The sequence below is a fragment of the Pseudomonas sp. EA_35y_Pfl2_R111 genome, from assembly GCF_963970955.1.
In the GTDB taxonomy this organism is placed as follows: Bacteria; Pseudomonadota; Gammaproteobacteria; order Pseudomonadales; family Pseudomonadaceae; genus Aquipseudomonas.
Map to the genome: position 1 here is coordinate 183,370 of NZ_CAXAOM010000001.1, position 20,606 is coordinate 203,975.

22 protein-coding genes, 1 tRNA gene and 2 pseudogenes are annotated in these 20,606 nt (G+C 57.1%); 7 read left to right on the top strand and 18 right to left on the bottom strand.

The window, feature by feature from the left end; all coding sequences use genetic code 11:
- Positions 1–21 precede the first annotated feature (21 nt).
- Positions 22–432 (top strand): PA2817 family protein, encoded by a 411-nt coding sequence (locus AACY25_RS01030; protein ID WP_339521991.1) that lies wholly within the window; start codon positions 22–24, stop codon positions 430–432.
- Positions 433–494: 62 nt separating this feature from the next.
- On the opposite strand, the gene nadA is transcribed toward AACY25_RS01030, so the two are convergent.
- The 16 genes and pseudogenes from nadA to aspS all read right to left on the bottom strand — a co-directional run bounded on the left by nadA (position 495) and on the right by aspS (position 13,879).
- On the bottom strand, positions 495–1,553 hold the full coding sequence (gene nadA, locus AACY25_RS01035) for a quinolinate synthase NadA (protein ID WP_339413693.1): 1,059 nt from the start codon (positions 1,551–1,553) through the stop codon (positions 495–497).
- A gap of 168 nt (positions 1,554–1,721) precedes the next feature.
- Positions 1,722–1,797: transfer RNA gene (locus tag AACY25_RS01040), tRNA-Lys, on the bottom strand.
- Between the two features lie 57 nt (positions 1,798–1,854).
- Positions 1,855–2,529 carry a 7-cyano-7-deazaguanine synthase QueC gene (gene queC, locus AACY25_RS01045; RefSeq protein WP_339521992.1) on the bottom strand — a complete coding sequence of 225 codons (675 nt, stop codon included), beginning with the start codon at positions 2,527–2,529 and terminating at the stop codon, positions 1,855–1,857.
- 1 nt (position 2,530) lies between these two features.
- Positions 2,531–3,178, bottom strand: coding sequence for a 7-carboxy-7-deazaguanine synthase QueE (gene queE, locus AACY25_RS01050; RefSeq protein WP_339521993.1), 648 nt, complete (start codon positions 3,176–3,178; stop codon positions 2,531–2,533).
- 261 nt (positions 3,179–3,439) lie between these two features.
- A complete protein-coding gene (gene ybgF / locus AACY25_RS01055; protein WP_339521994.1) occupies positions 3,440–4,261 on the bottom strand; it encodes a tol-pal system protein YbgF in 822 nt (273 codons plus the stop codon).
- 6 nt (positions 4,262–4,267) lie between these two features.
- A complete protein-coding gene (gene pal / locus AACY25_RS01060; RefSeq protein WP_090252626.1) occupies positions 4,268–4,765 on the bottom strand; it encodes a peptidoglycan-associated lipoprotein Pal in 498 nt (165 codons plus the stop codon).
- A gap of 66 nt (positions 4,766–4,831) precedes the next feature.
- A complete protein-coding gene (gene tolB / locus AACY25_RS01065) occupies positions 4,832–6,130 on the bottom strand; it encodes a Tol-Pal system beta propeller repeat protein TolB (RefSeq protein WP_339521995.1) in 1,299 nt (432 codons plus the stop codon).
- A complete protein-coding gene (tolA, locus tag AACY25_RS01070) occupies positions 6,127–7,077 on the bottom strand; it encodes a cell envelope integrity protein TolA (RefSeq protein WP_339521996.1) in 951 nt (316 codons plus the stop codon). The genes tolB and tolA overlap by 4 nt, the downstream gene beginning before the upstream one ends.
- Complete coding sequence (tolR, locus tag AACY25_RS01075) at positions 7,077–7,529, bottom strand: protein TolR (protein ID WP_311091431.1); 453 nt, start codon at positions 7,527–7,529, stop codon at positions 7,077–7,079. The genes tolA and tolR overlap by 1 nt, the downstream gene beginning before the upstream one ends.
- A gap of 34 nt (positions 7,530–7,563) precedes the next feature.
- On the bottom strand, positions 7,564–8,259 hold the full coding sequence (gene tolQ / locus AACY25_RS01080) for a protein TolQ (protein ID WP_304870633.1): 696 nt from the start codon (positions 8,257–8,259) through the stop codon (positions 7,564–7,566).
- Positions 8,240–8,714, bottom strand: a pseudogene (ybgC, locus tag AACY25_RS01085) (tol-pal system-associated acyl-CoA thioesterase). The gene tolQ and the pseudogene ybgC overlap by 20 nt, the downstream one beginning before the upstream one ends.
- 52 nt (positions 8,715–8,766) lie before the next feature.
- Entirely contained in the window at positions 8,767–9,819 is a 1,053-nt protein-coding gene (gene ruvB, locus AACY25_RS01090; protein WP_339522001.1) for a Holliday junction branch migration DNA helicase RuvB, read from the bottom strand.
- A complete protein-coding gene (ruvA, locus tag AACY25_RS01095) occupies positions 9,819–10,424 on the bottom strand; it encodes a Holliday junction branch migration protein RuvA (protein ID WP_305589321.1) in 606 nt (201 codons plus the stop codon). The genes ruvB and ruvA overlap by 1 nt, the downstream gene beginning before the upstream one ends.
- A gap of 23 nt (positions 10,425–10,447) precedes the next feature.
- Entirely contained in the window at positions 10,448–10,972 is a 525-nt protein-coding gene (gene ruvC / locus AACY25_RS01100) for a crossover junction endodeoxyribonuclease RuvC (protein ID WP_339522007.1), read from the bottom strand.
- A 246-nt stretch (positions 10,973–11,218) separates the two neighbouring features.
- Complete coding sequence (locus tag AACY25_RS01105) at positions 11,219–11,968, bottom strand: YebC/PmpR family DNA-binding transcriptional regulator (RefSeq protein WP_339522009.1); 750 nt, start codon at positions 11,966–11,968, stop codon at positions 11,219–11,221.
- Positions 11,969–12,103: 135 nt separating this feature from the next.
- Positions 12,104–13,879, bottom strand: a complete 1,776-nt coding sequence (gene aspS / locus AACY25_RS01110) for an aspartate--tRNA ligase (RefSeq protein ID WP_339522010.1) — start codon at positions 13,877–13,879, stop codon at positions 12,104–12,106.
- A gap of 292 nt (positions 13,880–14,171) precedes the next feature.
- Between aspS and AACY25_RS01115 the strand changes: the two genes are divergently transcribed.
- The 5 genes and pseudogenes from AACY25_RS01115 to AACY25_RS01135 all read left to right on the top strand — a co-directional run bounded on the left by AACY25_RS01115 (position 14,172) and on the right by AACY25_RS01135 (position 17,863).
- Positions 14,172–15,290 carry an HD domain-containing phosphohydrolase gene (locus AACY25_RS01115; protein ID WP_339522012.1) on the top strand — a complete coding sequence of 373 codons (1,119 nt, stop codon included), beginning with the start codon at positions 14,172–14,174 and terminating at the stop codon, positions 15,288–15,290.
- 148 nt (positions 15,291–15,438) lie between these two features.
- Complete coding sequence (locus AACY25_RS01120) at positions 15,439–15,909, top strand: Dps family protein (RefSeq protein WP_167144942.1); 471 nt, start codon at positions 15,439–15,441, stop codon at positions 15,907–15,909.
- 118 nt (positions 15,910–16,027) lie between these two features.
- Positions 16,028–17,095 carry a GGDEF domain-containing protein gene (locus AACY25_RS01125; protein WP_339522013.1) on the top strand — a complete coding sequence of 356 codons (1,068 nt, stop codon included), beginning with the start codon at positions 16,028–16,030 and terminating at the stop codon, positions 17,093–17,095.
- Positions 17,096–17,260: 165 nt separating this feature from the next.
- Positions 17,261–17,533 (top strand): annotated as a pseudogene (locus AACY25_RS01130) (cold shock domain-containing protein membrane protein); the annotation flags it as partial.
- A gap of 66 nt (positions 17,534–17,599) precedes the next feature.
- Positions 17,600–17,863 carry a cold-shock protein gene (locus AACY25_RS01135; RefSeq protein WP_339523781.1) on the top strand — a complete coding sequence of 88 codons (264 nt, stop codon included), beginning with the start codon at positions 17,600–17,602 and terminating at the stop codon, positions 17,861–17,863.
- Between the two features lie 54 nt (positions 17,864–17,917).
- On the opposite strand, the gene AACY25_RS01140 is transcribed toward AACY25_RS01135, so the two are convergent.
- Both AACY25_RS01140 and AACY25_RS01145 read right to left on the bottom strand, forming a co-directional pair.
- Entirely contained in the window at positions 17,918–18,124 is a 207-nt protein-coding gene (locus tag AACY25_RS01140; RefSeq protein WP_090385221.1) for a SlyX family protein, read from the bottom strand.
- Between the two features lie 4 nt (positions 18,125–18,128).
- Positions 18,129–18,554, bottom strand: coding sequence for an HIT family protein (locus AACY25_RS01145; RefSeq protein WP_339522015.1), 426 nt, complete (start codon positions 18,552–18,554; stop codon positions 18,129–18,131).
- Between the two features lie 747 nt (positions 18,555–19,301).
- Between AACY25_RS01145 and AACY25_RS01150 the strand changes: the two genes are divergently transcribed.
- Positions 19,302–20,588, top strand: a complete 1,287-nt coding sequence (locus AACY25_RS01150; RefSeq protein ID WP_339522016.1) for an OprD family porin — start codon at positions 19,302–19,304, stop codon at positions 20,586–20,588.
- Positions 20,589–20,606 lie beyond the last annotated feature (18 nt).

Consider the following 20,606-nt stretch of genomic DNA (forward strand, 5'->3'; position numbering starts at 1 on the left):
TTTTACCTACAGGATTGCCCCATGGCCAACACTCACATCGAACATCACCTCGCACTGCTGCAGCACCTGCGCACCATTCTGGTCGCCCTGGGCGAAGCCGAGCAGATTCTCGATGACAGCCACGCCATGTACCTGGAGCGCTACGACGAATTGCTTAGCGACCTGCCGAGCGATCCGGAAGCCAGCCTCTACCTGGGCCAGGACCTGATCAGCCAGATATTTCAGCGCTACCCGCAAATCGCCCACCTAGTGCCGCGCGACGTGCTGTGGTTCTTCGGCGGCGACTGTCTGCACTTTATGCCCGACGAAGAAATCGAGATGTACCAGACCCTCGAAGAACGCCGCTTTTACGCTGAAGAGAACGACGAGCCCTTCGATTGGAACCAGGAAAAGCAGCTGCTGGCCATGCCTGCCCAAGGCGGCACGCATTAAGCAGCTGCCAGATGCACAAAAGCCCGCACGGCAGAACCGGCGGGCTTTTTTATGCAACTCGCTTAAGCGTTGCCGCTTAGTTTTAAGCGCGCAGCCTGGGTGAAGTCGAGCATGCGCTTGAGCGGTTTGATCGCTTTGGGGATCAATGCCGGGTCGACAAATATCTCATTACTACCCTCACGCAGGCACTCCAGAGTACGCTGCAAGGTATTCATCGCCATCCACGGGCAATGCGCACAACTACGACAAGCGGCGCCGTTGCCGGCCGTTGGCGCAGCGACAAATTCCTTGTCCGGGCACAGCTGCTGCATCTTGTAGAAGATGCCGGCGTCGGTGGCGACGATAAAGGTTTTGTTCGGCAGACGCTGCGCGGCAGCGATCAGCTGGCTGGTAGAGCCCACTGCATCGGCCAGATCGATCACGGCGGTCGGTGACTCGGGATGAACCAGCACGGCGGCATCTGGATACAGCGCCTTCATGTCTGCCAACTGCTTGGCCTTGAACTCCTCGTGGACGATGCAGGCACCGTCCCATAGCAGCATATCGGCGCCGGTTTTGTTCTGGATATAGCGCCCCAGATGCTGGTCCGGCGCCCAGATAATGCTCTCGCCGTTGTCCATCAAATGCTCGACGATCTCCACCGCACAACTGGAGGTCACCACCCAATCGGCGCGCGCCTTCACCGCTGCCGAGGTGTTGGCATATACCACCACCGTGCGCTGCGGGTGCTGATCGCAGAACGCCGCAAACTCGTCCACCGGACAACCCAGATCAAGCGAGCAGGTCGCTTCAAGTGTCGGCATCAGTACGCGCTTTTCCGGATTGAGGATTTTCGCCGTTTCGCCCATGAATTTAACGCCGGCCACCAGCACGGTCTGCGCTGGGTGCTGATTGCCGAAGCGGGCCATCTCCAGCGAGTCGGAAACGCAGCCGCCAGTTTCTTCGGCCAAGGCTTGCAGCACTGGGTCGCAGTAATAGTGCGCCACCAGTACGGCGTTCTGCTTTTTCAGCTCAGCAGCAATCTCAGCACGGTAAAAAGCCTCTTGCTCAGGCGTCAGCGGCTTGGGCTGCTTGGCATCGAGGTGAGCTTGCACCAGCAGGCGTTCGGAAATCTGGGTCATATCATCAGGCTCTGAATATGCTTTCAGTGCGGCGAGTATACCCGCCTGGAAAGCCCTGGAGCAGGCAGGTTGCACCTTGCACAGGCGGTAAAAATGACAGATACAAAAAAGCCCGAAAACTCCTTCAATGAGAATTTTCAGGCTTTTGACCTTCCGAGGAAGGAAATATGGTGGGTCGTGTGGGATTCGAACCTACGACCAATTGGTTAAAAGCCAACTGCTCTACCAACTGAGCTAACGACCCGACGCGAGGCGCATGATACTGATTTAATTCAGAAATTCAACACTTCGCGAAAACTTTTTAGAAATAACGGGTTGGATCAACCACACCCGCCGATGCAAAGCCCGCAGCACGCAGACGGCAGCTGTCACATTTTCCGCAGGCGCGGCCCTGGTCATCAGCCTGGTAGCAGGAGACGGTCAGCGCGTAGTCAACGCCCTGCTGAACCCCGGCCAGAACGATCTCGGCCTTGCTCATGGCCTGCAGTGGGGCCTGAATGCGAAAGCACTGCCCTTCTACACCGGCCTTGGTAGCAAGATTGGCCATACGCTCGAAAGCCTCAACAAACTCCGGACGGCAATCGGGGTAACCGGAATAATCCACCGCGTTTACACCGATAAAAATATCCCGAGCGCCCAACACCTCAGCCCAACCCAACGCAAGCGACAGGAACACGGTATTGCGCGCAGGCACGTAAGTTACCGGAATGCCTTCGGTCGGACTTTCCGGCACCTCGATACTGGAATCAGTCAGCGCCGAGCCACCCATGCCATTCAGGTTCAGGCCGATCACCTTGTGCTCAACTACCCCCAACTGACGCGCCACCTGCTCGGCCGCCTGCAACTCGGAGCGATGCCGCTGTCCGTAATCAAAGCTCATGGTGTAACAGCTGTAGCCATCGGCTTTGGCCAACGCCACCACGGTGGCCGAATCCAGGCCGCCAGATAGCAGGATTACCGCTTTCTTATCGCTCATATCAATGTCCCGGCTCATCATTCCAGAGAATCTTGTGCAACTGCATCTGCAGGCGTACCGGCAAGTTGTCGGCAATGATCCACTCGGCCAGCGAGCGCGCATCCAGCTCATGGTGACTCGGCGACATCAGCACTTCGCCAACGCGCTCAGCCAGGCGGTACTGGATCAGCTTGCTCACCGCCCAGTCATAGTCCTCACGGGAACAGATCACGAACTTGACCTGGTCATTGGGCGTCAACAGATCGATATTCTCGTAGCGGTTACGCGCCACTTCGGCCGAGCCCGGGGTTTTCAGGTCGAGGACCTTGCTTACCCGCGGATCGACAGCAGAGACATCCAACGCGCCACTGGTTTCCAGCGACACTTCGTAGCCGGCATCACACAGACGCTTGAGCAAAGGAATGCAATTGGGTTGCGCCAACGGCTCACCACCGGTCACGCAGATATAACGCGGCTTATAGCCGGCAACCTGTTCGATGATGGCGTCCAGCGACTGGATCTCGCCACCACTGAAGGCATAGGCGGTGTCGCAGTATTGGCAACGCAGAGGACAGCCGGTCAGGCGAACGAACACAGTCGGCAAGCCGGCGGTGCGCGTCTCGCCCTGCAGCGAGTAGAAAATCTCGGTAATGCGCAGGGTATCTTGCATATCAGCCACGGGCGTGACAGCTAAACAGGCTGTCCGCCTCCGTTGCGGGAAAAGGGGCGCGGATTGTATACGAAATAGATTCCGGGTGAAATTCCTAACATCCCGCGACGGCGACCCGATACTCACCACCAGGATTACTGGTCGTAAAAATATGGGAGAAATTTTAACGTTACGCGGCAAGGACCCAGCGGGGAAATACAGTAATGGCTGCCAATAAAAAACCCGCACAAAGTGCGGGTTTCTTGGTCAAGCATTCAGCGCTTAAGGTAAACGCTGCAAATCACGCTGTGCCAGCTGAGCAGCCGAGCTACCGGGGTACTGGGCAATGACCTGCTGCAGAATACCTTTGGCCTTGTCGCTATTACCTAGGCGCTGCTCGACATCAGCAAGCTTGAACAGCGAGTCAGGCACCTTGGCGTGACTTGGATAGGTCTGGCTAACCCGCGCAAAAGCCTGGCCAGCCCCCTGCAGATCACCCTGCGCCAAATTCACCTCACCCAGCCAATACTGTGCGTTGCCGGCGTACTGACTGTTCGGGTATTTACGCATGAAGGCGGCAAAGGCCTGACTGGCTTTGTCGAATTCCTTGGCCTTGATCAGGTCAAAGGCAGCTTCGTAAAACAGTTTTTCCTTTGCTGGATCGGCCGGTTCATTGCTGGCCGACGCTTGCGCCTGCTCCGCTGCTGGCGGAGTAGGTGTACCACTGGCATTGATCGCGCCAGCAGCTGAAGAATTATGGCCGGTCGCAGCACCTGCTGCACCACCACTCACACGCCGATCAAGATCCTGATAACGCTCCAGGCTTTCTTGTTTCAGACGCTGAATTTCATTCTGTTGCTCTTCCAGCGTACCGCGCAGTTGCGCGATTTCTTGTTGCATCTGCTGTAACTGGTTGAACAGCATGCCCTGCGCCGTGACAGGGGCCGCAGCCCCTGTCGCGACGGAGGTGCCGGACGTACCGTAACCAGCAGGCGGATAACTGCTGCCGTAACCGGCATTGTTATCTACCACGGGAACCTCAGCCCACGCCGAAAGCGGCAGGCTGAGCGCCAAAACGGTTAAAGCACGGCGGCACGTACGCATATCGAATTACTTACGCAGTTCGACGCGACGGTTTTGAGCCCACGAGGACTCGTCGTTACCAGTGGCGATTGCACGCTCTTCACCGTAGGAAACCAGTTCCAGTTGAGCCGGGGAAACGCCCTGCAGTACCAGGTAACGCTGCACAGCTTTGGCGCGACGCTCGCCCAGAGCCATGTTGTATTCACGAGTACCGCGCTCGTCAGCGTGGCCTTCCAGAACTACGCGAGCGCCATTGCCTTGCAGGTCTTTGGCGTGCACGTCCAGAGCGCGCATGGCCTCTGGCTTCAGGTCGGAGCTGTCGTATTCGAAGTAGAAGGTGGTGATAGCGCGCAGAGCAGCTTCTTCGCTCAGGCTGCCATCAACAGCGCCAGTGTTAGCACCGTAACCAGCGTTAGGATCGGTAGCGCCTTCGCCAGCAGCGTCGCCGCCTTTCGAGGAGCAACCAACTGCAACGGCCAGAGCCAGGCTCAGCGCGGCGAACTTACCAAATTTCAGCATTTCCATGATGTAACTCCTAATGAACCCCAGTGTGTTAAGCAGTGTTTCAAACAACAACGGTGTAGCGCCGCATCAGTTCAGGTAAGGGGACCATGAAGGCTCTCGAACTTCGCCTTGAGCGGTAGGAAGAGGGAGCCTCACACGTCCATTGGTGGACGCTAATACCAAGACTCCCCGACCCTGCTGGCGGGTGGCGTAGATTACCATGGTGCCGTTAGGCGCAACAGTAGGCGACTCATCCAAACTGGTGTCTGAAAGAATGCGCAAATTGCCGCGCTGCAGGTCTTGCGCCGCCACCTTGAACACGGTGTAACCATCCTGGCGGTGAATCATTACCAGGGTCTTTTCATCAGCAGAAAGTTTCGGGTTGGCGTTGTAGTTACCGATAAAGGTCACACGCTCTGCCGAGCCACCATTGATGTTGGTTTTGTATATCTGCGGTTTGCCGGAACGATCCGACGTGAAGTAAAGGGTCTGACCGTCTTTACCCCAAAATGGTTCGGTATCAATCGATGGTTGATTGGTCACCCGACGCAGCTGGCGAGTGCCCATATCCATTACATAGATTTCTGGATTGCCGTCACGCGACAGCACGAATGCCAGGCGATTGCCATCCGGCGACCAGGCTGGCGCGCCATTCAGGCCTTCAAAATTGGTGATCTGCTCGCGGCGCCCGGTGTCGATGTGCTGGACAAAGATGCGCGGACGCTTCTGCTCGAAAGAGACGTAGGCAATACGCTTGCCATCCGGGGCAAACGATGGCGACAGAATCGGCTCGCGCGATTGCAGCAGGGTCACGGCACGGGCGCCGTCATAGTCAGAGCGCTGCAGGGTGTAACGAGTGTTGTTGACTGCAAAACGCTCGGCAGTCACATACAGCATACGGGTGGAAAACGCGCCCTTCACACCAGTGAGCTTCTCAAACGACTGATCGGCGATATGGTGCGCCATGTCGCGCAGTTGATCGACGCCACCACCTACGCTGCCGGTCATGACTTGCTGCTGAGTGGCTACGTTAAACAAGGCGAACTGAACCTGCAAACGACCTGCGTTCGGCACAATGTTGCCGACCAATACGTACTGCGCACCAAGAGCCTGCCAATCGCGGTAGATCACTTCCGTCGCCTGGGTCGGCAGACTGATCATATTCTGCCGAGGGATCGGCTCGAACACCCCGGAGTTGCGCAGGTCATTGCCGATAATTTCAGCCATATCCTCGGGCAACACGTTGCCGCCTTGCCAGCCAAAAGGCACGACGGCGATGGGTGTAGCACGGTCGGTGCCACTGCTGATCACCAGCGGATCAGCGGCCTGAACGGTGCCGACCATCAGGGTCAGACCGAGCAGAACAATACGCATCAGGGTATTCACAGACCTAAATCCTCCGGTTTGAAGACAGCGCGGCGCTGCCGGTAAAGACGATCAAAAGTGGCGCGATCCAGCTGTTGCATTTCGGCGATGCGGCCAACGTTACGCACCGCTTGCACAGCAGAGTTATCAAATGGCGAGTCGCCACTGGAGCGCGTCACACTGGCATTGGTAATGGTGCCATCAGGCAGCATTTCGATCAGTACTTCTACGCTCATGCCATTACGCGCCGATGGCGGACGTCGCCACTGCTGACTCACCAGCATAACAATCAGGTCATCCAGGCTGCCGGCTACTTCATCGCCGACGGTATCGGCAATTGCCTGCTGGCGACCAACATCGTCGGATAATAATTCCGCCAATGCGGCAGCCTTCTTGTCTTCTACCGCTTTACGCTGGGCCGCTTCTGCCGCTTTCTTTTTCGCGTCATCGGCCTTTTTCTTCTTCGCAGCCTCAGCAGCGGCTTTCTTCTTCGCCTCTTCTGCCGCTTTTTTCTTGGCGTCTTCAGCGGCCTTTTTCTTGGCCGCCTCATCCGCTGCTTTCTTTTTGGCTACATCGGCGAGCTTCTTCTGCTCAGCGGCTTTCTTATCGGCGTCAGCCTTTTTGGCAGCCTCCGCTTTCTGAGCCTCTTGGGCTTTCTTTTGTTCCGCTGCCTTGGCCGCTACTTTTTCCTGCTCGGCCTTTTTCTGCTCCAGCTGTTCAGTTTCGTACACCGGAGCCGTGGTTTTCTTGGTTTCACCCGCGATTTTCTGGTTGGTCTGGGTGGTGGCTTGGCTCTGCGATTGCAGCTTATACAGCGTGGCCTGTACTACCGGCTTGGCCGGCGGCAGGTCCGGGGCAAAGGCGAAGCTGACGAACAACATGGCAAACATGATGACGTGCAGGCCCACAGCCCAGACCAGGGGCCAGAACAAACTCTCCGAAGGCGAACGTTCGCGCTGGTAGTGCATCAGGGGGCCTCGGTAATCAGCCCGACGTTACCCACGTCAGCCTGCTGCAAACCACCCATGGCCGCCATGATGGTGCCGTAGTCAACGGTCTTGTCGCCGCGCACGAACACCTGCACCTGCTTACCGGTTGCCCGGCTTTGGCTGATGATCGCAGTCACTGCGCGGGTCATTTCTTCCAGGGTCAGCGCCTGATCCTGCACGGTATCGACATCAACCTCAGTGCCCATATTCCAGAAATAGGTCTTGTCGGCCTTGATCGAGATGGTCAGCACCTGAGCGTTGTTGTCCTGCGGCAAGACCTCACTGCTGACTTGCGGCAGATCGACCTTAACCCCTTGGTTGAGCATGGGCGCGGTCACCATAAAGATCACCAGCAGCACCAACATCACGTCGATGTAGGGCACCACGTTCATCTCGGCGACGGGCTTGCGTCTGTTGCGAATTCTGGCCATGGCTTGAAAAACCTGTATTGAGAGTGCCTAAGGCTTAGTCGTCGCTGGTGTGGACTTTGCGGTGCAGAATCGCCTGGAACTCATCGGCGAAGGTGTAGTAACGACCGATCAGCATTTCGCCGCGGGCGGCAAAGCGGTTGTAGGCAATGACCGCAGGAATCGCGGCGAACAGACCGATCGCGGTGGCGATCAGTGCCTCGGCAATACCCGGAGCCACAGTGGCCAGGGTCGCTTGCTGCACCTGTGCCAGGCCGCGGAAGGAGTTCATGATGCCCCACACAGTACCGAACAGACCGATATATGGACTGGTCGAACCGACGGTGGCGAGGAACGGCAGGCTCTGCTCGAGCTTCTCTTCTTCACGTGAGATGGCCACACGCATGGCACGCGCCACGGCATCCATCACCGCATCCGGATCAACACCGGACTGTTGGCGCAAACGCGAGAATTCCTTGAAGCCAGCGCGAAAAATCTGCTCCAGACCGGAATCCGGGTCCGGATTGCTGCCCGCCTGGCGATAAAGCTTGGACAGATCGATACCCGACCAGAAGCGCTCCTCGAAATTATCCAGGGCACGCTTGGCCGCACGCAGCAGTGCGGTGCGCTGAAAAATCATGACCCACGAAGTGACCGAAGCGGCCACTAGCGTCAGCATTACCAGTTGCACTACCAGGCTGGCGTTGCTGATCAGACTCCACATCGACATGTGGTCAACGGCGTTGGCTTCCACGCTTACTCTCCTGCTCTAGATGTACCCGCGCCGCCCTGCCCGGCAAAGGCCGTGTGCAGAGTTTGGGGAATGGCCCGGGGTTTTAAATTGTCGGCGCGCACACAGGCCACCATAAACTGCCCTTCACAAAGCAGCGCATCATCCGTTGCCCGCCTGACCTGTTGACGAAAGCGCAGGCTGGCACGGTTTAATTCAATTACTTCAGCGCTTACCAGCAACTCGTCGTCGAGTTTGGCGGGCGCGTGGTAACGCGCTTCAGCCGAGTGCACAACGAACAACAGGCCCTCCTCGGCCAACGTCGACTGGAGAAAACCCAGATCACGCAGACACTCGGTGCGAGCCCGTTCCATAAATTTGAGGTAATTGACGTAGTAGACGATGCCGCCGGCATCGGTGTCTTCGAAATAAACCCGACAGCGATGGGTGAATGGCGTAACTCCGTTTTGCGCGCGCATACTCTAGTGCCAGCTCCTGTTCTTGCCAATCGTCTTCGACAAGTATTTTTTCTCAATCATCATCGCGCCCAAACAAGTCAGCGGTGGGCAATTCGCCCATGCGCTTGGGCACATTCAGGCCAAAGTGCAGATAGGCATGCCGGGTGACCACACGGCCCCGCGGGGTGCGCATGATATAGCCCTGCTGAATCAGGTAGGGTTCAAGCACATCCTCGATGGTGTGGCGCTCCTCACTGATGGCAGCAGCCAGGTTATCGATGCCCACCGGGCCACCGTCGAACTTCTCGATCATGGTCAGCAATAGACGTCGATCCTGGTGATCGAAGCCACGCTCATCGACATCCAGCAGGTTTAGCGCTAGGTCGGCAATCGGCCGGGTAATATCGCCCTGCCCGCGCACCTCGGCAAAATCGCGCACGCGGCGCAACAGACGGTTGGCTATCCGTGGTGTACCGCGCGCGCGGCGGGCAATCTCGAAGGCGCCATGGGCTTCGATGGACAGGCCGAGAATTCCCGCCGAACGCATGACGATAGTCGCCAGGTCTTCGGTGTTGTAAAACTCCAGACGCTGAACAATGCCAAAACGGTCGCGCAACGGGTTGGTCAGCATGCCCGCCCGCGTGGTCGCACCGACCAGGGTAAACGGCGGCAGATCGAGCTTGATCGAGCGCGCGGCTGGGCCTTCGCCGATCATGATGTCGAGCTGGAAGTCCTCCATTGCCGGGTACAGCACTTCCTCGACAATCGGCGAAAGGCGATGAATCTCATCGATAAACAGCACATCGCCCGGCTCAAGATTGGTCAGCAGCGCCGCCAGATCACCCGGCCGCTCCAGCACGGGGCCTGAGGTGCTCTTGATCGAAACGTTCATTTCCTGAGCGATGATATTGGCCAGAGTGGTCTTGCCCAGACCAGGCGGGCCGAAGATCAGGGTGTGATCGAGCGCCTCGCTGCGGCCACGAGCGGCCTGAATAAACAGCTCCATCTGCTCGCGCACGCTCGGCTGGCCGATGTATTCGGCCAGTTTCAGCGGGCGAATGGCGCGGTCAACCTGCTCGTCACGGTCACGCGGGGCTGCGGTAATCAGGCGATCAGCTTCTAGCACTAGACCATTCCCTTCAGGGCTCGACGAATCATATCTTCACTGCTTAAACCGTCTTCCTTAATCGCTGAGACGGCACGACTGGCTTCCTGGGGTTTGTAGCCGAGCGAAATAAGTGCACTGACCGCATCATTCTCCGCGCTTGAGACTGCACTGCCGCCGCGAGGTTCCACCACCAGGTGCGACATTCCGGGCACGGTTTCCCAGGCTTTGAAGCGGTCTTTCAGCTCAACGAGCAGGCGTTCAGCGGTTTTTTTACCGACACCCGGAATCTTCACCAGCACCGAGGTGTCTTGCGCTTGCACACAGCGCACCAACTCATCGACCTCCAACCCGGACATCAAGGCCAGGGCCAGTTTCGGGCCGACGCCATTGAGGCGAATCAACTCGCGAAACAGCTCACGCTCGCGCTTCTCGAAAAAACCATAAAGCAGATGCGCATCCTCACGCACCACCAGATGGGTGTGCAGGGTCAGCGGCTCACCCACCGAGGGCAAACGGTACAGGGTGGTCATGGGCACTTCCAGCTCATAACCCAAACCATTTATGTCCACAATCACATGGGGCGGCTGCTTTTCCGCCAGGGTGCCGCGCAAACGTCCTATCACCGCTGCTTTCCTTAAAAGTTACGTTACAAACGAAGACGACCCGCGCGCCGCTTGGCTCCGGCCAAGCCATGGGGAATCAGACTCTGCCGATGGTGGGCATGGCACAGGGCAATGGCCAGGGCGTCGGAGGCATCGATCTGCGGTTTCTGCACCAGTTTGAGCAGGTGCATGACCATCATCTGCACCTGCTCCTTATCCGCCCCGCCCGTGCCGGCTATCGCCTGCTTGACCTGGGTGGCGGTGTATTCGGCGATATCCAACCCCGCCTCTATTCCTGCGACGATGGCCACACCACGCGCCTGGCCGAGCTTGAGCGCAGAATCCGGGTTGCGCGCCATAAACACCTGCTCGATACCCATGGTCACCGGCTCATAGGTTTCAATGACCTCACGCACGCCGCGAAACACCACCTGCAGACGCTCTGGCATCGAACCGTTGCCCGTACGAATGCAGCCCGAGGCGACATATTCGCAATTGCGCCCGGTATCACGCACCACACCGTAACCAGTGATGCGCGAACCAGGGTCGATGCCGAGAATCAAGGTCATGCCCCACCGCTCACTCAAGGCGCCTGCCAACTCGGCGGGCACACTGTCTATTTATCCAGTTGGCGAGTATAGGGCCCGCCCACGTCGGCGTCACCCAGGCAACAGCTATAAAAAATCGTCGGGAACGATTTTTGGCGTCGCCCCGCGACGGGCTCGAAGGGTTGGCCGCCATGGATGCCACGACACAAAAAAGCCGGAAGTACTCAGGAATTACCTGAAGACCTCCGGCTTACTGATACAGCGCACTCAGCCAAGCTGTTCCATTATTTCGTCAGGAATCTCAGCGTTGTGATAGACCTCCTGCACATCATCAAGGTCTTCCAGCATGTCGATCAGCTTGATGACTTTTTGCGCAGTATCCAGCTCTGTAACTGGCGCACTGATCGAGGGGATCATGGCAATTTCCGCCTCGACAGCCTTGAAGCCAGCAGCACTGAGTGCCTCGTTGACGCCATGGAAGTCAGCAAAACTGGTGGACACTAGCGCCGAGCCGTCCTCAGCCATTTCCACATCGTCAGCACCGGCCTCTAGAGCGGCTTCCATCAAGGCATCTTCGCTCACACCTGTAGCGAAGCTGATCTGCCCCTTGCGGTCGAACATATAGGCGACCGAGCCATCAGTACCCAGGTTGCCACCGCACTTGCTGAAAGCATGCCGCACTTCAGCGGCCGTGCGATTGCGGTTGTCGGTCATGGCCTCGACGATAATCGCCACGCCGCCCAGCGCATAACCCTCGTAACTCAGTTCGACGACGTTGTCGGCTTCGTTGTTGCCAGCACCACGGGCAATGGCACGGTCGATCACATCACGCGACATGTTGTTGGTAAGCGCCTTGTCCACTGCCAGACGCAGACGCGGGTTATCCGCAGGAATCGGCCCGCCATGCTTGGAGGCAACCGTCAGCTCACGAATCAGTTTGGTGAAGATCTTGCCGCGTTTGGCGTCCTGACGCCCTTTGCGGTGCTTGATATTGGCCCACTTGGAATGACCAGCCATAACTCACTCCGTTTGTCTCAGTTCAATTCACTGTAGGAGCGGGCCATGCCCGCGAAAGAAAGATCGCCGCCATGGGCCGCTCCTACGGGATACCTATAAAGAAGAAGCCTGGTAAACCAGGCTTCTTTTAACGCTTTATTCCGCTTTCGGCTGCTCGCGCAGGCGAATATGCAGCTCGCGCAACGACTTGTTATCCACCTCACCCGGCGCCTGGGTCATCACACAAGCCGCGCTCTGGGTTTTCGGGAAGGCAATCACTTCACGGATCGACTGCGCGCCGGTCATCAGCATCACCAGGCGGTCCAGACCAAAGGCCAGGCCACCATGGGGCGGTGCACCGAACTTCAGGGCGTCGAGGAGGAAGCCGAACTTCTCCTGCTGCTCGTCTTCGCTGATACCGAGTACGCGGAACACGGTCTGTTGCATCGACTTGTCGTGGATACGGATCGAACCGCCGCCCAGCTCGGTGCCGTTCAGGACCATGTCGTAAGCACGGGACAGAGCGGCAGCCGGGTTAGCCTCCAGCTCAGCCGGACTGCAACTTGGCGCGGTGAACGGGTGGTGCATGGCGGTCAGGCTGCCGTCGTCATTCTCTTCGAACATCGGGAAGTCGACCACCCATAGCGGCGCCCACTCGCAGGTCAGCAAGTTGAGGTCGTGACCCAGCTTGATCCGCAGCGCGCCCAAGGCCTCGCTAACGATCTTGGATTTGTCGGCGCCGAAGAACACGATGTCGCCATCGACGGCACCAACACGATCAAGGATCACATTGATGTTATCCAGTGGGATGTTCTTGACGATCGGTGACTGCAGCCCTTCCACGCCGTTGGCGCGCTCGTTGACCTTGATGTAGGCCAGACCTTTGGCGCCATAGATGCCAACGAACTTGGTGTAATCGTCGATCTGCTTGCGCGGCATGCTCGCCCCGCCCGGAACGCGCAGCGCAGTGACGCGGCACTTCGGATCATTGGCCGGGCCAGCGAAGACTTTGAAATCGACGTCTTTGAGCTGGTCAGCTACATCCACCAGCTCCAGCGGGTTACGCAGATCGGGCTTGTCCGAACCATAGCGACGCATGGCTTCGGCCAGGGTCATGTGCGGCAGCTCACCGAACTCAACGTTCAGTACTTCCTTAAACAGCTGGCGAATCATCTTCTCGGTGATCGCCATGATGTCGGCTTCATCGAGGAAGCTGGTTTCGATGTCGATCTGGGTGAATTCCGGCTGGCGGTCGGCACGCAGGTCTTCGTCACGGAAGCACTTGGCGATCTGGTAGTAACGATCGAAGCCAGCCACCATCAGCAGTTGCTTGAACAGCTGCGGCGATTGCGGCAAAGCGAAGAAGCTGCCGGCGTGGGTGCGGCTTGGCACCAAATAATCACGCGCGCCTTCAGGGGTGGCACGGGTGAGGATCGGCGTTTCCACATCAAGGAAGCCGTTTTCATCCAGGTAACGACGGATGCTGCTGGTGATGCTCGAACGCAGCTTCAGCTTGGCCGCCATTTCCGGGCGACGCAGGTCGATAAAGCGGTAGCGCAGACGGGTTTCTTCGCCCACATCGGTGTATTCGTTGAGCGGGAACGGCGGGGTTTCCGCTTCGTTCAACACTTCCAGCTCATAGCCCAGCACTTCGATAGCACCGGAGGCCATGTTGGCGTTGCCGGCACCGGCCGGACGCAGACGCACCTTACCGGTGATCTTGACGACGTATTCGCTGCGCACCTTGTCGGCAGTGGCGAAGGTCGCCGCGCGATCCGGGTCGAATACCACTTGAGCCAGACCTTCACGGTCACGAATGTCGAGGAAAATCACCCCGCCATGGTCACGACGGCGATGTACCCAACCGCAAAGGGTGACTTCCTGGCCGTCCAGGCTCTCGTTCAGTTGGCCGCAATAATGGCTGCGCATCATGGTGGTAGTCGCTTCTCTTGAGTCTTGAATTCGTTGGGCCGCAGTAACTGCGACGCTCGTTGGCCGGATAACCGGCTGGCGCAGGCGCCATTTTCCGCAATTGTGCTGCCTTTAAGGGGCGTGAAACGATCAGCGGCGCATACGCAGCCGACGGTTCGCCCGATAAAACGCGGCAAAGGGCGGGATTATATATGGTTAAGCCACCACTTGCAGCCGCCGCCCCGCGCGCTTTTGCCAACGCTTTCTATACTCAGGCATGCAGCACTCTGATCGTCGAATAGCGGAGAGGCTTATGGTCACGCCTAACCTGGCTGAAATTCCCAGCGATTTGCTGGCAGACTTTCGCCTGGAATCCAGCGAACAATTCCAGCGTTGCGAGCAATTACTGATCGAGCTTGAACACGCCCCCGATGACCGCGAGCGCCTACGCGAGCTGTTTCGCCTGGTGCATACGCTCAAGGGCAACCTGGGTTATATCGGCCTGGATACTCTGATGAGCGTGCCGCAAGCCATGGAGGACGTACTATCCTGCTTGCGCGAGGGCCAGTTGCATTTTGACAGCCTGCTCGGCGATATCCTTCTATTAACCCTCGACCACCTCAAAGAACTGATCCAGCACGCGCTTGGCGGCCCGCCGGCGCAACTCAGCGCAGCTCAAAGCAAAGCGCTTAGCCAGGCCCTCAGCGCTCTGGCACTGGCCCCAGCAGCGCAACAAACCGGTATTCGCAGTGCACTGCTGCAACAACTCGACCCCAGCTCGCGGCCGCCAGCAGCCATAGTTGCTGATGAACCCGCAGCTGCCGACTTGCTCAGACGCTATGGCATCGAGCCTGACGCCGACCTGCTGTTTTTCGTCGATCTGATGCAGGCCAGCGAACGCCGCTCGCACTTCTGGCAAGGCCGTGGCCTGCGCCAACTCGACCTGGCCCTGGCGATCAATCAGCTGGGCGGTAACCCGGAGCCGCCCGAACAACTAGCTGCAGCCATCTGCCTGCACGATCTGGGCATGGCGTTTCTGCCACTGGAGATGCTGCACAAGGAAGCACATTTCAATCGGGAAGAGCGCCGGCAGATGCAATCCCACCCGCGCTTAGCGTATGACCTACTCAAGCGCATGCCGCGCTGGGATGCGGCCGCAGAAATAACCCTGCAACACCAAGAGCACGCCGACGGCAGCGGCTACCCCAAAGGCCTGAAAGAGCTCGAAACCAGCCCCGGGGCCCTGATTATCAATATCGTCGACACCTTCGACGCCCGCACTCACGAACGCGCCCACCAAACCTTGAATAAACGCCCTCTGCTGCGCGCTATTCTGGAAATAAACAACCTCGCCGGAAGGCAGTTCAGCGCGCACTGGGTCGAGCTGTTTAATCAGACGCTGCAGCAACATCCAGAGCTGGCGCATCGTTAAGCCCTAGGAAACGGAACCCAAACCAAGCAATAGCCTCCAACCATCACTTTCATTGATATAAACCACGATAAAGCTCGGCAAAACCCATGGTAGGCTCTGCCCATCACGCGGGCAGCCAAGCCCCGAGCCACCTGAGAGGAGAAATGGTATGGAAATCAATATCGGAATTGCCGAGCAGGATCGCGCCGCAATCGCTGAAGGCCTGTCGCGCTTGCTTGCTGACACCTACACCCTGTACCTGAAAACCCACAATTTTCACTGGAACGTCACCGGCCCGATGTTCAACACCTTGCACCTGATGTTTGAAGGTCAGTACACCGAGCTGTCACTGGCCGTCGATCAGATTGCCGAGCGCATTCGCGCCTTAGGCTTCCCGGCCCCTGGCACCTATGCCGCCTACGCCCGCCTTTCTTCTATAAAGGAAGAGGAAGGCGTGCCGAACGCTCAGGACATGATCAAACAACTTGTTCAAGGCCAGGAAGCCGTCGTACGCACCGCTCGCGGCATCTTCCCGCTGCTGGATAAAGTCAGCGACGAGCCCACTGCAGATCTGCTGACCCAGCGCATGCAAGTGCATGAGAAAACCGCCTGGATGCTGCGCAGCCTGCTGGCAGCCTAGCTAGCCGGATAAATAGGTAAATCACGTAAAAGGCCCGTCTTCACGGGCCTTTTACTAGGCGCTTGCCCAGCAGCTGTTCTATGCTTTGGTCAATTGCAACTTGGCCACAGTGACGTGCATGAACAAACCCGCCAAAGCCCCCAGCATCCTAGAGCTGTACCCCGAGGAGACCCGCGACGCTGCGGCGCTTCTAAAGAAGGCGGTACCGCTGATGATGCGCCACGATATACCGCCTAACCCGGTGCATTACGCCCTCTGGTATACCTACAGCAAAGGCCTGGAGCCCGAGCTCAATCGCCGCCTCGACAAAACCGTCACAGACTTTGACAGCTTCCCTCCGGAAACTGCGGCCAAGCTGTTTCGCGACTACATCATCCATGGCGAGCTCGAAGAGGCCCGCGCCGGTCAGCAGCAGGTGATCGAACTAGTTGATGATATCGAAGGCAACGTCTCACGCAGCCTGATTGGTAGCCGCAACTATCAGGCTAGCTTGGAGCACGGTCTAGCCGCGCTGCAGGAGCCGATCATTGATGACCTTCCGAATGTCTTGAACGAGCTGCAGCAAAGCACGCAACTGATGCAGGATCAGCAGGACAAATTCCTATACCGACTAAATGCCGCCCAGCAAGAAATCAAGAACCTGCGCAGCCAGCTAGAACGCGCGCACATCGCCGCAACGCTGGACAGCCTGACCCAGGTATTCAACCGCAATGCTTTCAGCAGACTGCTAGAGCAGACGCTGAGCAGCGAGCATGACGGCGTCGCCCTAGTGATGCTGGATATCGACCACTTCAAACAATTCAACGATCAATATGGCCACCCTCTGGGTGATCGTGTATTGCAGCACGTTGGCCAATTGCTGCGCGACCTCTTGCCTCCACGCGCCATGGCTGCACGTTATGGCGGTGAAGAGTTCTGCATCATCCTGCGCGATTGCTTTGACAACGCAACGGCCTATTCTTTTGCCGAACAGCTACGCCTAAAGATCCAGTCACTACGCATCAAAGTACGCCGCACCGACGAAGTACTCGACAGCATCACCGCCTCCTTCGGCTTCGCCCTTGCAGAACAAGGCGATACCCTGGAAACCCTGCTCACCCGCGCCGATGACGCGCTTTATCAAGCCAAGCGCGATGGTCGCAATCAAGTAAGCCCCAGCCCAAGCGAAACAGCACTCAGTGCTTGATTGAGAACCCCACCTCTTTGCTGTTAAATACGCCCCGTGCTGCTGAACCATATCCATGGTTCAGCACATAGGCTGGCATCACGCGCATCTATTCCTCCCGTGCAATGCCCAATACGCGCAACCAGCCCTTCCTGTTGACTCTTTAATTAAGCGAGCTCATCGAACATGTTGAAAATTGTCCACCTTCTGACGGGCGCTCTCGCCCTGCTACTTTCTTTTGCCCCATCCTTTGGCAGCACCCCACAGTCTTTTTTAGAGCAACCCAGCGCACTGTGCCTTGCCCTGTTCGGCCTACTGAACCTGCTACTTGCCCCCCAACTGCCCATCTGGCACGCAGGCTTGCGCCATCAAGCGCAGAACCTGGTTTCCGCCCTATTGGTACTCGGCACCCTACTACAAGCCTTGATTCTGCTCGCCCCGCTACCGGTAATCGCCAACCAACCGGCTAGCCTGTTTAGCCTGCTGATCATCGCTGCGGCCATCGCCGTACACCTGGCGGCCAACCTGCGCCTTCAGTCGCGCAACACATCAAGCTCGCAGGACCTAGGCGACCGCGAGACAGGTACCGTTAAGTGGTTCAATACTTCGAAGGGTTTCGGCTTTATTTCCCGCGACTCAGGGGACGATATTTTCGTGCACTTTCGCGCCATTCGCGGTGAAGGCCACCGCGTACTGGTCGAAGGCCAGCGGGTCGAATTCGCCGTAATGCAACGCGACAAAGGCCTGCAAGCCGAAGACGTCATCGCGGCGCTTCCCGCACGACGTTAATCGCATAAACGCAAAAGGCCCGCACGCTGCGGGCCTTTTGCGTTTTACAACCGATCAATAATGGGGCGGCGGCGCCTCATCCTCAGCTATACCGAACTGCGAACTCACTTCATCCTGACGCTTGATTAACGCTGCCACCTGCAGCTGCAAGCGCTCCAGAAGCCGCTGCTGCGCCACCAGCGCATCGTTAAGGGCCTGAATAGTGTCGTCCTGAAACGCCAGTCGGCTTTGCAAATCGTTGATGCGCTCTTCTATTTCCACCAGGTCAACTCTCAGCAAAACAAAATTCCCCGGTCAAAACCAGGCGTAAGCGGGCTTTCAGCGAGGCCAATTGCTCAGGCGTATACGCCTCCGCCGGATGCTTGCCCCAAACGGGCGCAGGCCAAGCCGCATCTTCGCGCCGCCTTACGATGACATGCATATGCAGCTGGCTGACCATATTGCCCAAGGTCGCGACATTCATCTTATCTGCTGCAAAACAGTCCTTAAGCACCTCAGCAAGGCTGCTGGTTTCCCGCCAGAGCTGTAGCTGATCGGCAGCTTCCAACTGAAACAACTCGCTGACATCGTCACGACGCGGCACCAAGATAAACCAGGGGTACTGCGCATCATTCATCAACAGCAAACTGCATAGCGGGTAATCACCCAACCAAACAGTGTCCTGCTGCAAACGCGAATCCAGAACAAACATAACCATTACCTTTATAAGACAAAACCACTAACTCAGAGCTATCGATCAGGCCAAAAAACAACACCTGAAGTCAGATCAACCAACTGGCCGCCAGTCAAACCAACACCAATAAACTCGTTGCGTAGGATACGCCGAAGCTGAAGCACGACTCTCACGAACAAACCTAATTACCATGCACCAATAGACAGCACCCGGCAAAACCATCCCAAGCTCACGCACCAAAACTGTTCCCTTCGGTAATGCCCAGCCAAGGTCAAAAACTGCGCAAGCACCAGATGACAGCAAGCGGCTGAAAATAGAGTAGAAAACGACAGCGAAAAGGCCTTTTTCCTTCAAAAAAATAGAAAAAACCTCTAAAAAATAGACCGCAAACCAATGTAAACACCGAAAAGCTTGTTTACACAGGTCAATTGACGATAAAAATTAGCTTTCCGCATTTTTGTGCACGACTATTGCTATGCAATCCATGACGAATCCGCACTGCACCGTTTGGCCGCTGAAGGCAGCCTGCGGGCAAGCGCAAAAATCCGTTAGCGGTGGCTTCCTAGCACGCAGCTGCTTCTACAAAAATGCGACATGATTCATTAGCTTTTGCGACACAGCCGTGAAGAAATCGTAAGGAATAGATTGCAACTATCGCCAACATTGGCAGCGTGCTATAAGTTACCGCCGACACAAAAAGAAAGAGCCGTCCATATAACAACCAGCCGGACGGCGCAACTTTTCTAAACCAAAGGAGCAATCACGATGCAAGTGATGAAGTGGAGCGTAATCGCCCTCGCAGTAGCAGCGGGCACCAGTCAAATGGCCGTGGCGTCCAGCCAGTCCGAATCCAAGGGTATTGTTGAAGACAGCAGCTTCAATATCTTCAACCGCGTCCTATATCAGAACCGTGATTTCCGTAATGGTCCAAACTCCGCCAGCAACTCGGCAAACCCGGCCGGCTACCGTGAAGAGACAGGCCTGGGCATTCGCCTGCTGCTTGAATCCGGCTTCACTCAAGGCACCGTCGGCGTTGGCTTTGACGCTCATTCCCTGAGTAGCATCAAGCTGGACAGTGGCCGTGGCCGCGTAGGTACTGGCCAATTCGGCAAAACCGATGACGGCCGTGGTGATGACACCCAAACTGAAGTCGGCGGCGCAATTAAGTTCCGTATCTCCGACACAGTACTGAAACATGGCAACATGTTCACAGGCAGCCCAGTATTTTCCACTGACGACAGCCGCATCCTGCCTGAAGTCGCCACTGGCACCCTGCTTACCAGCAACGAAATCGAAGGCCTTGAGCTGACCGCTGGTCGCTTCACCGCCCTGAGCAGCCAGACAGGCAGCAGCCGCGATGACATTAACGGTAAAGGTGAAGCCGGTCTCACTTCTGCAGATATTATCGGCGCTTCTTATGCCGTGAGCGACAACCTGAGCGTTGCAGCACACGCCTCTGACGTCGAAGATTACTGGAACAAGTATTACGGCAATGTTAACTACAACATGCCGCTCACTGAAGATCAGGCGCTGAACTTCGACTTCAACATCTATAAAACCGAATACGACAAGCAGTACACCAACACCTCCAGCGACCAAGACAACACCATCTGGAGCTTTGCGACCAAATACAGCATGGGCGCACACGGCGTGACCGTCGCCTACCAGCGCTCCAGCGGCGACCGCGGCTACGATTACGGTGTTGACGGTGGCGGCACCATCTGGCTGTCAAACTCGGTTCAATACTCCGACTTCAACGCCGAAGACGAGACCTCCTGGCAGGTTCGTTACGACCTCAACATGGCCGAGTACGGCGTACCAGGCCTTAGCTTCATGACTCGTTACATTGCTGGTGACAACATTGTCACTGATACCAAGTCGGACGTTGAAGAGCGCGAACTTGACATCGAAGCCAAGTACGTCATTCAAGAAGGCGCTGCCAAGGACCTGTCCTTCCGCATCCGTAATGCCTTCTACCGTGCAGACAAAGCTTATAGCGGTGACATCAACGATTTCCGCCTGATCGTTGAATACCCACTGAGCGTTCTGTAATTCAGAGCGTTTAGTTGG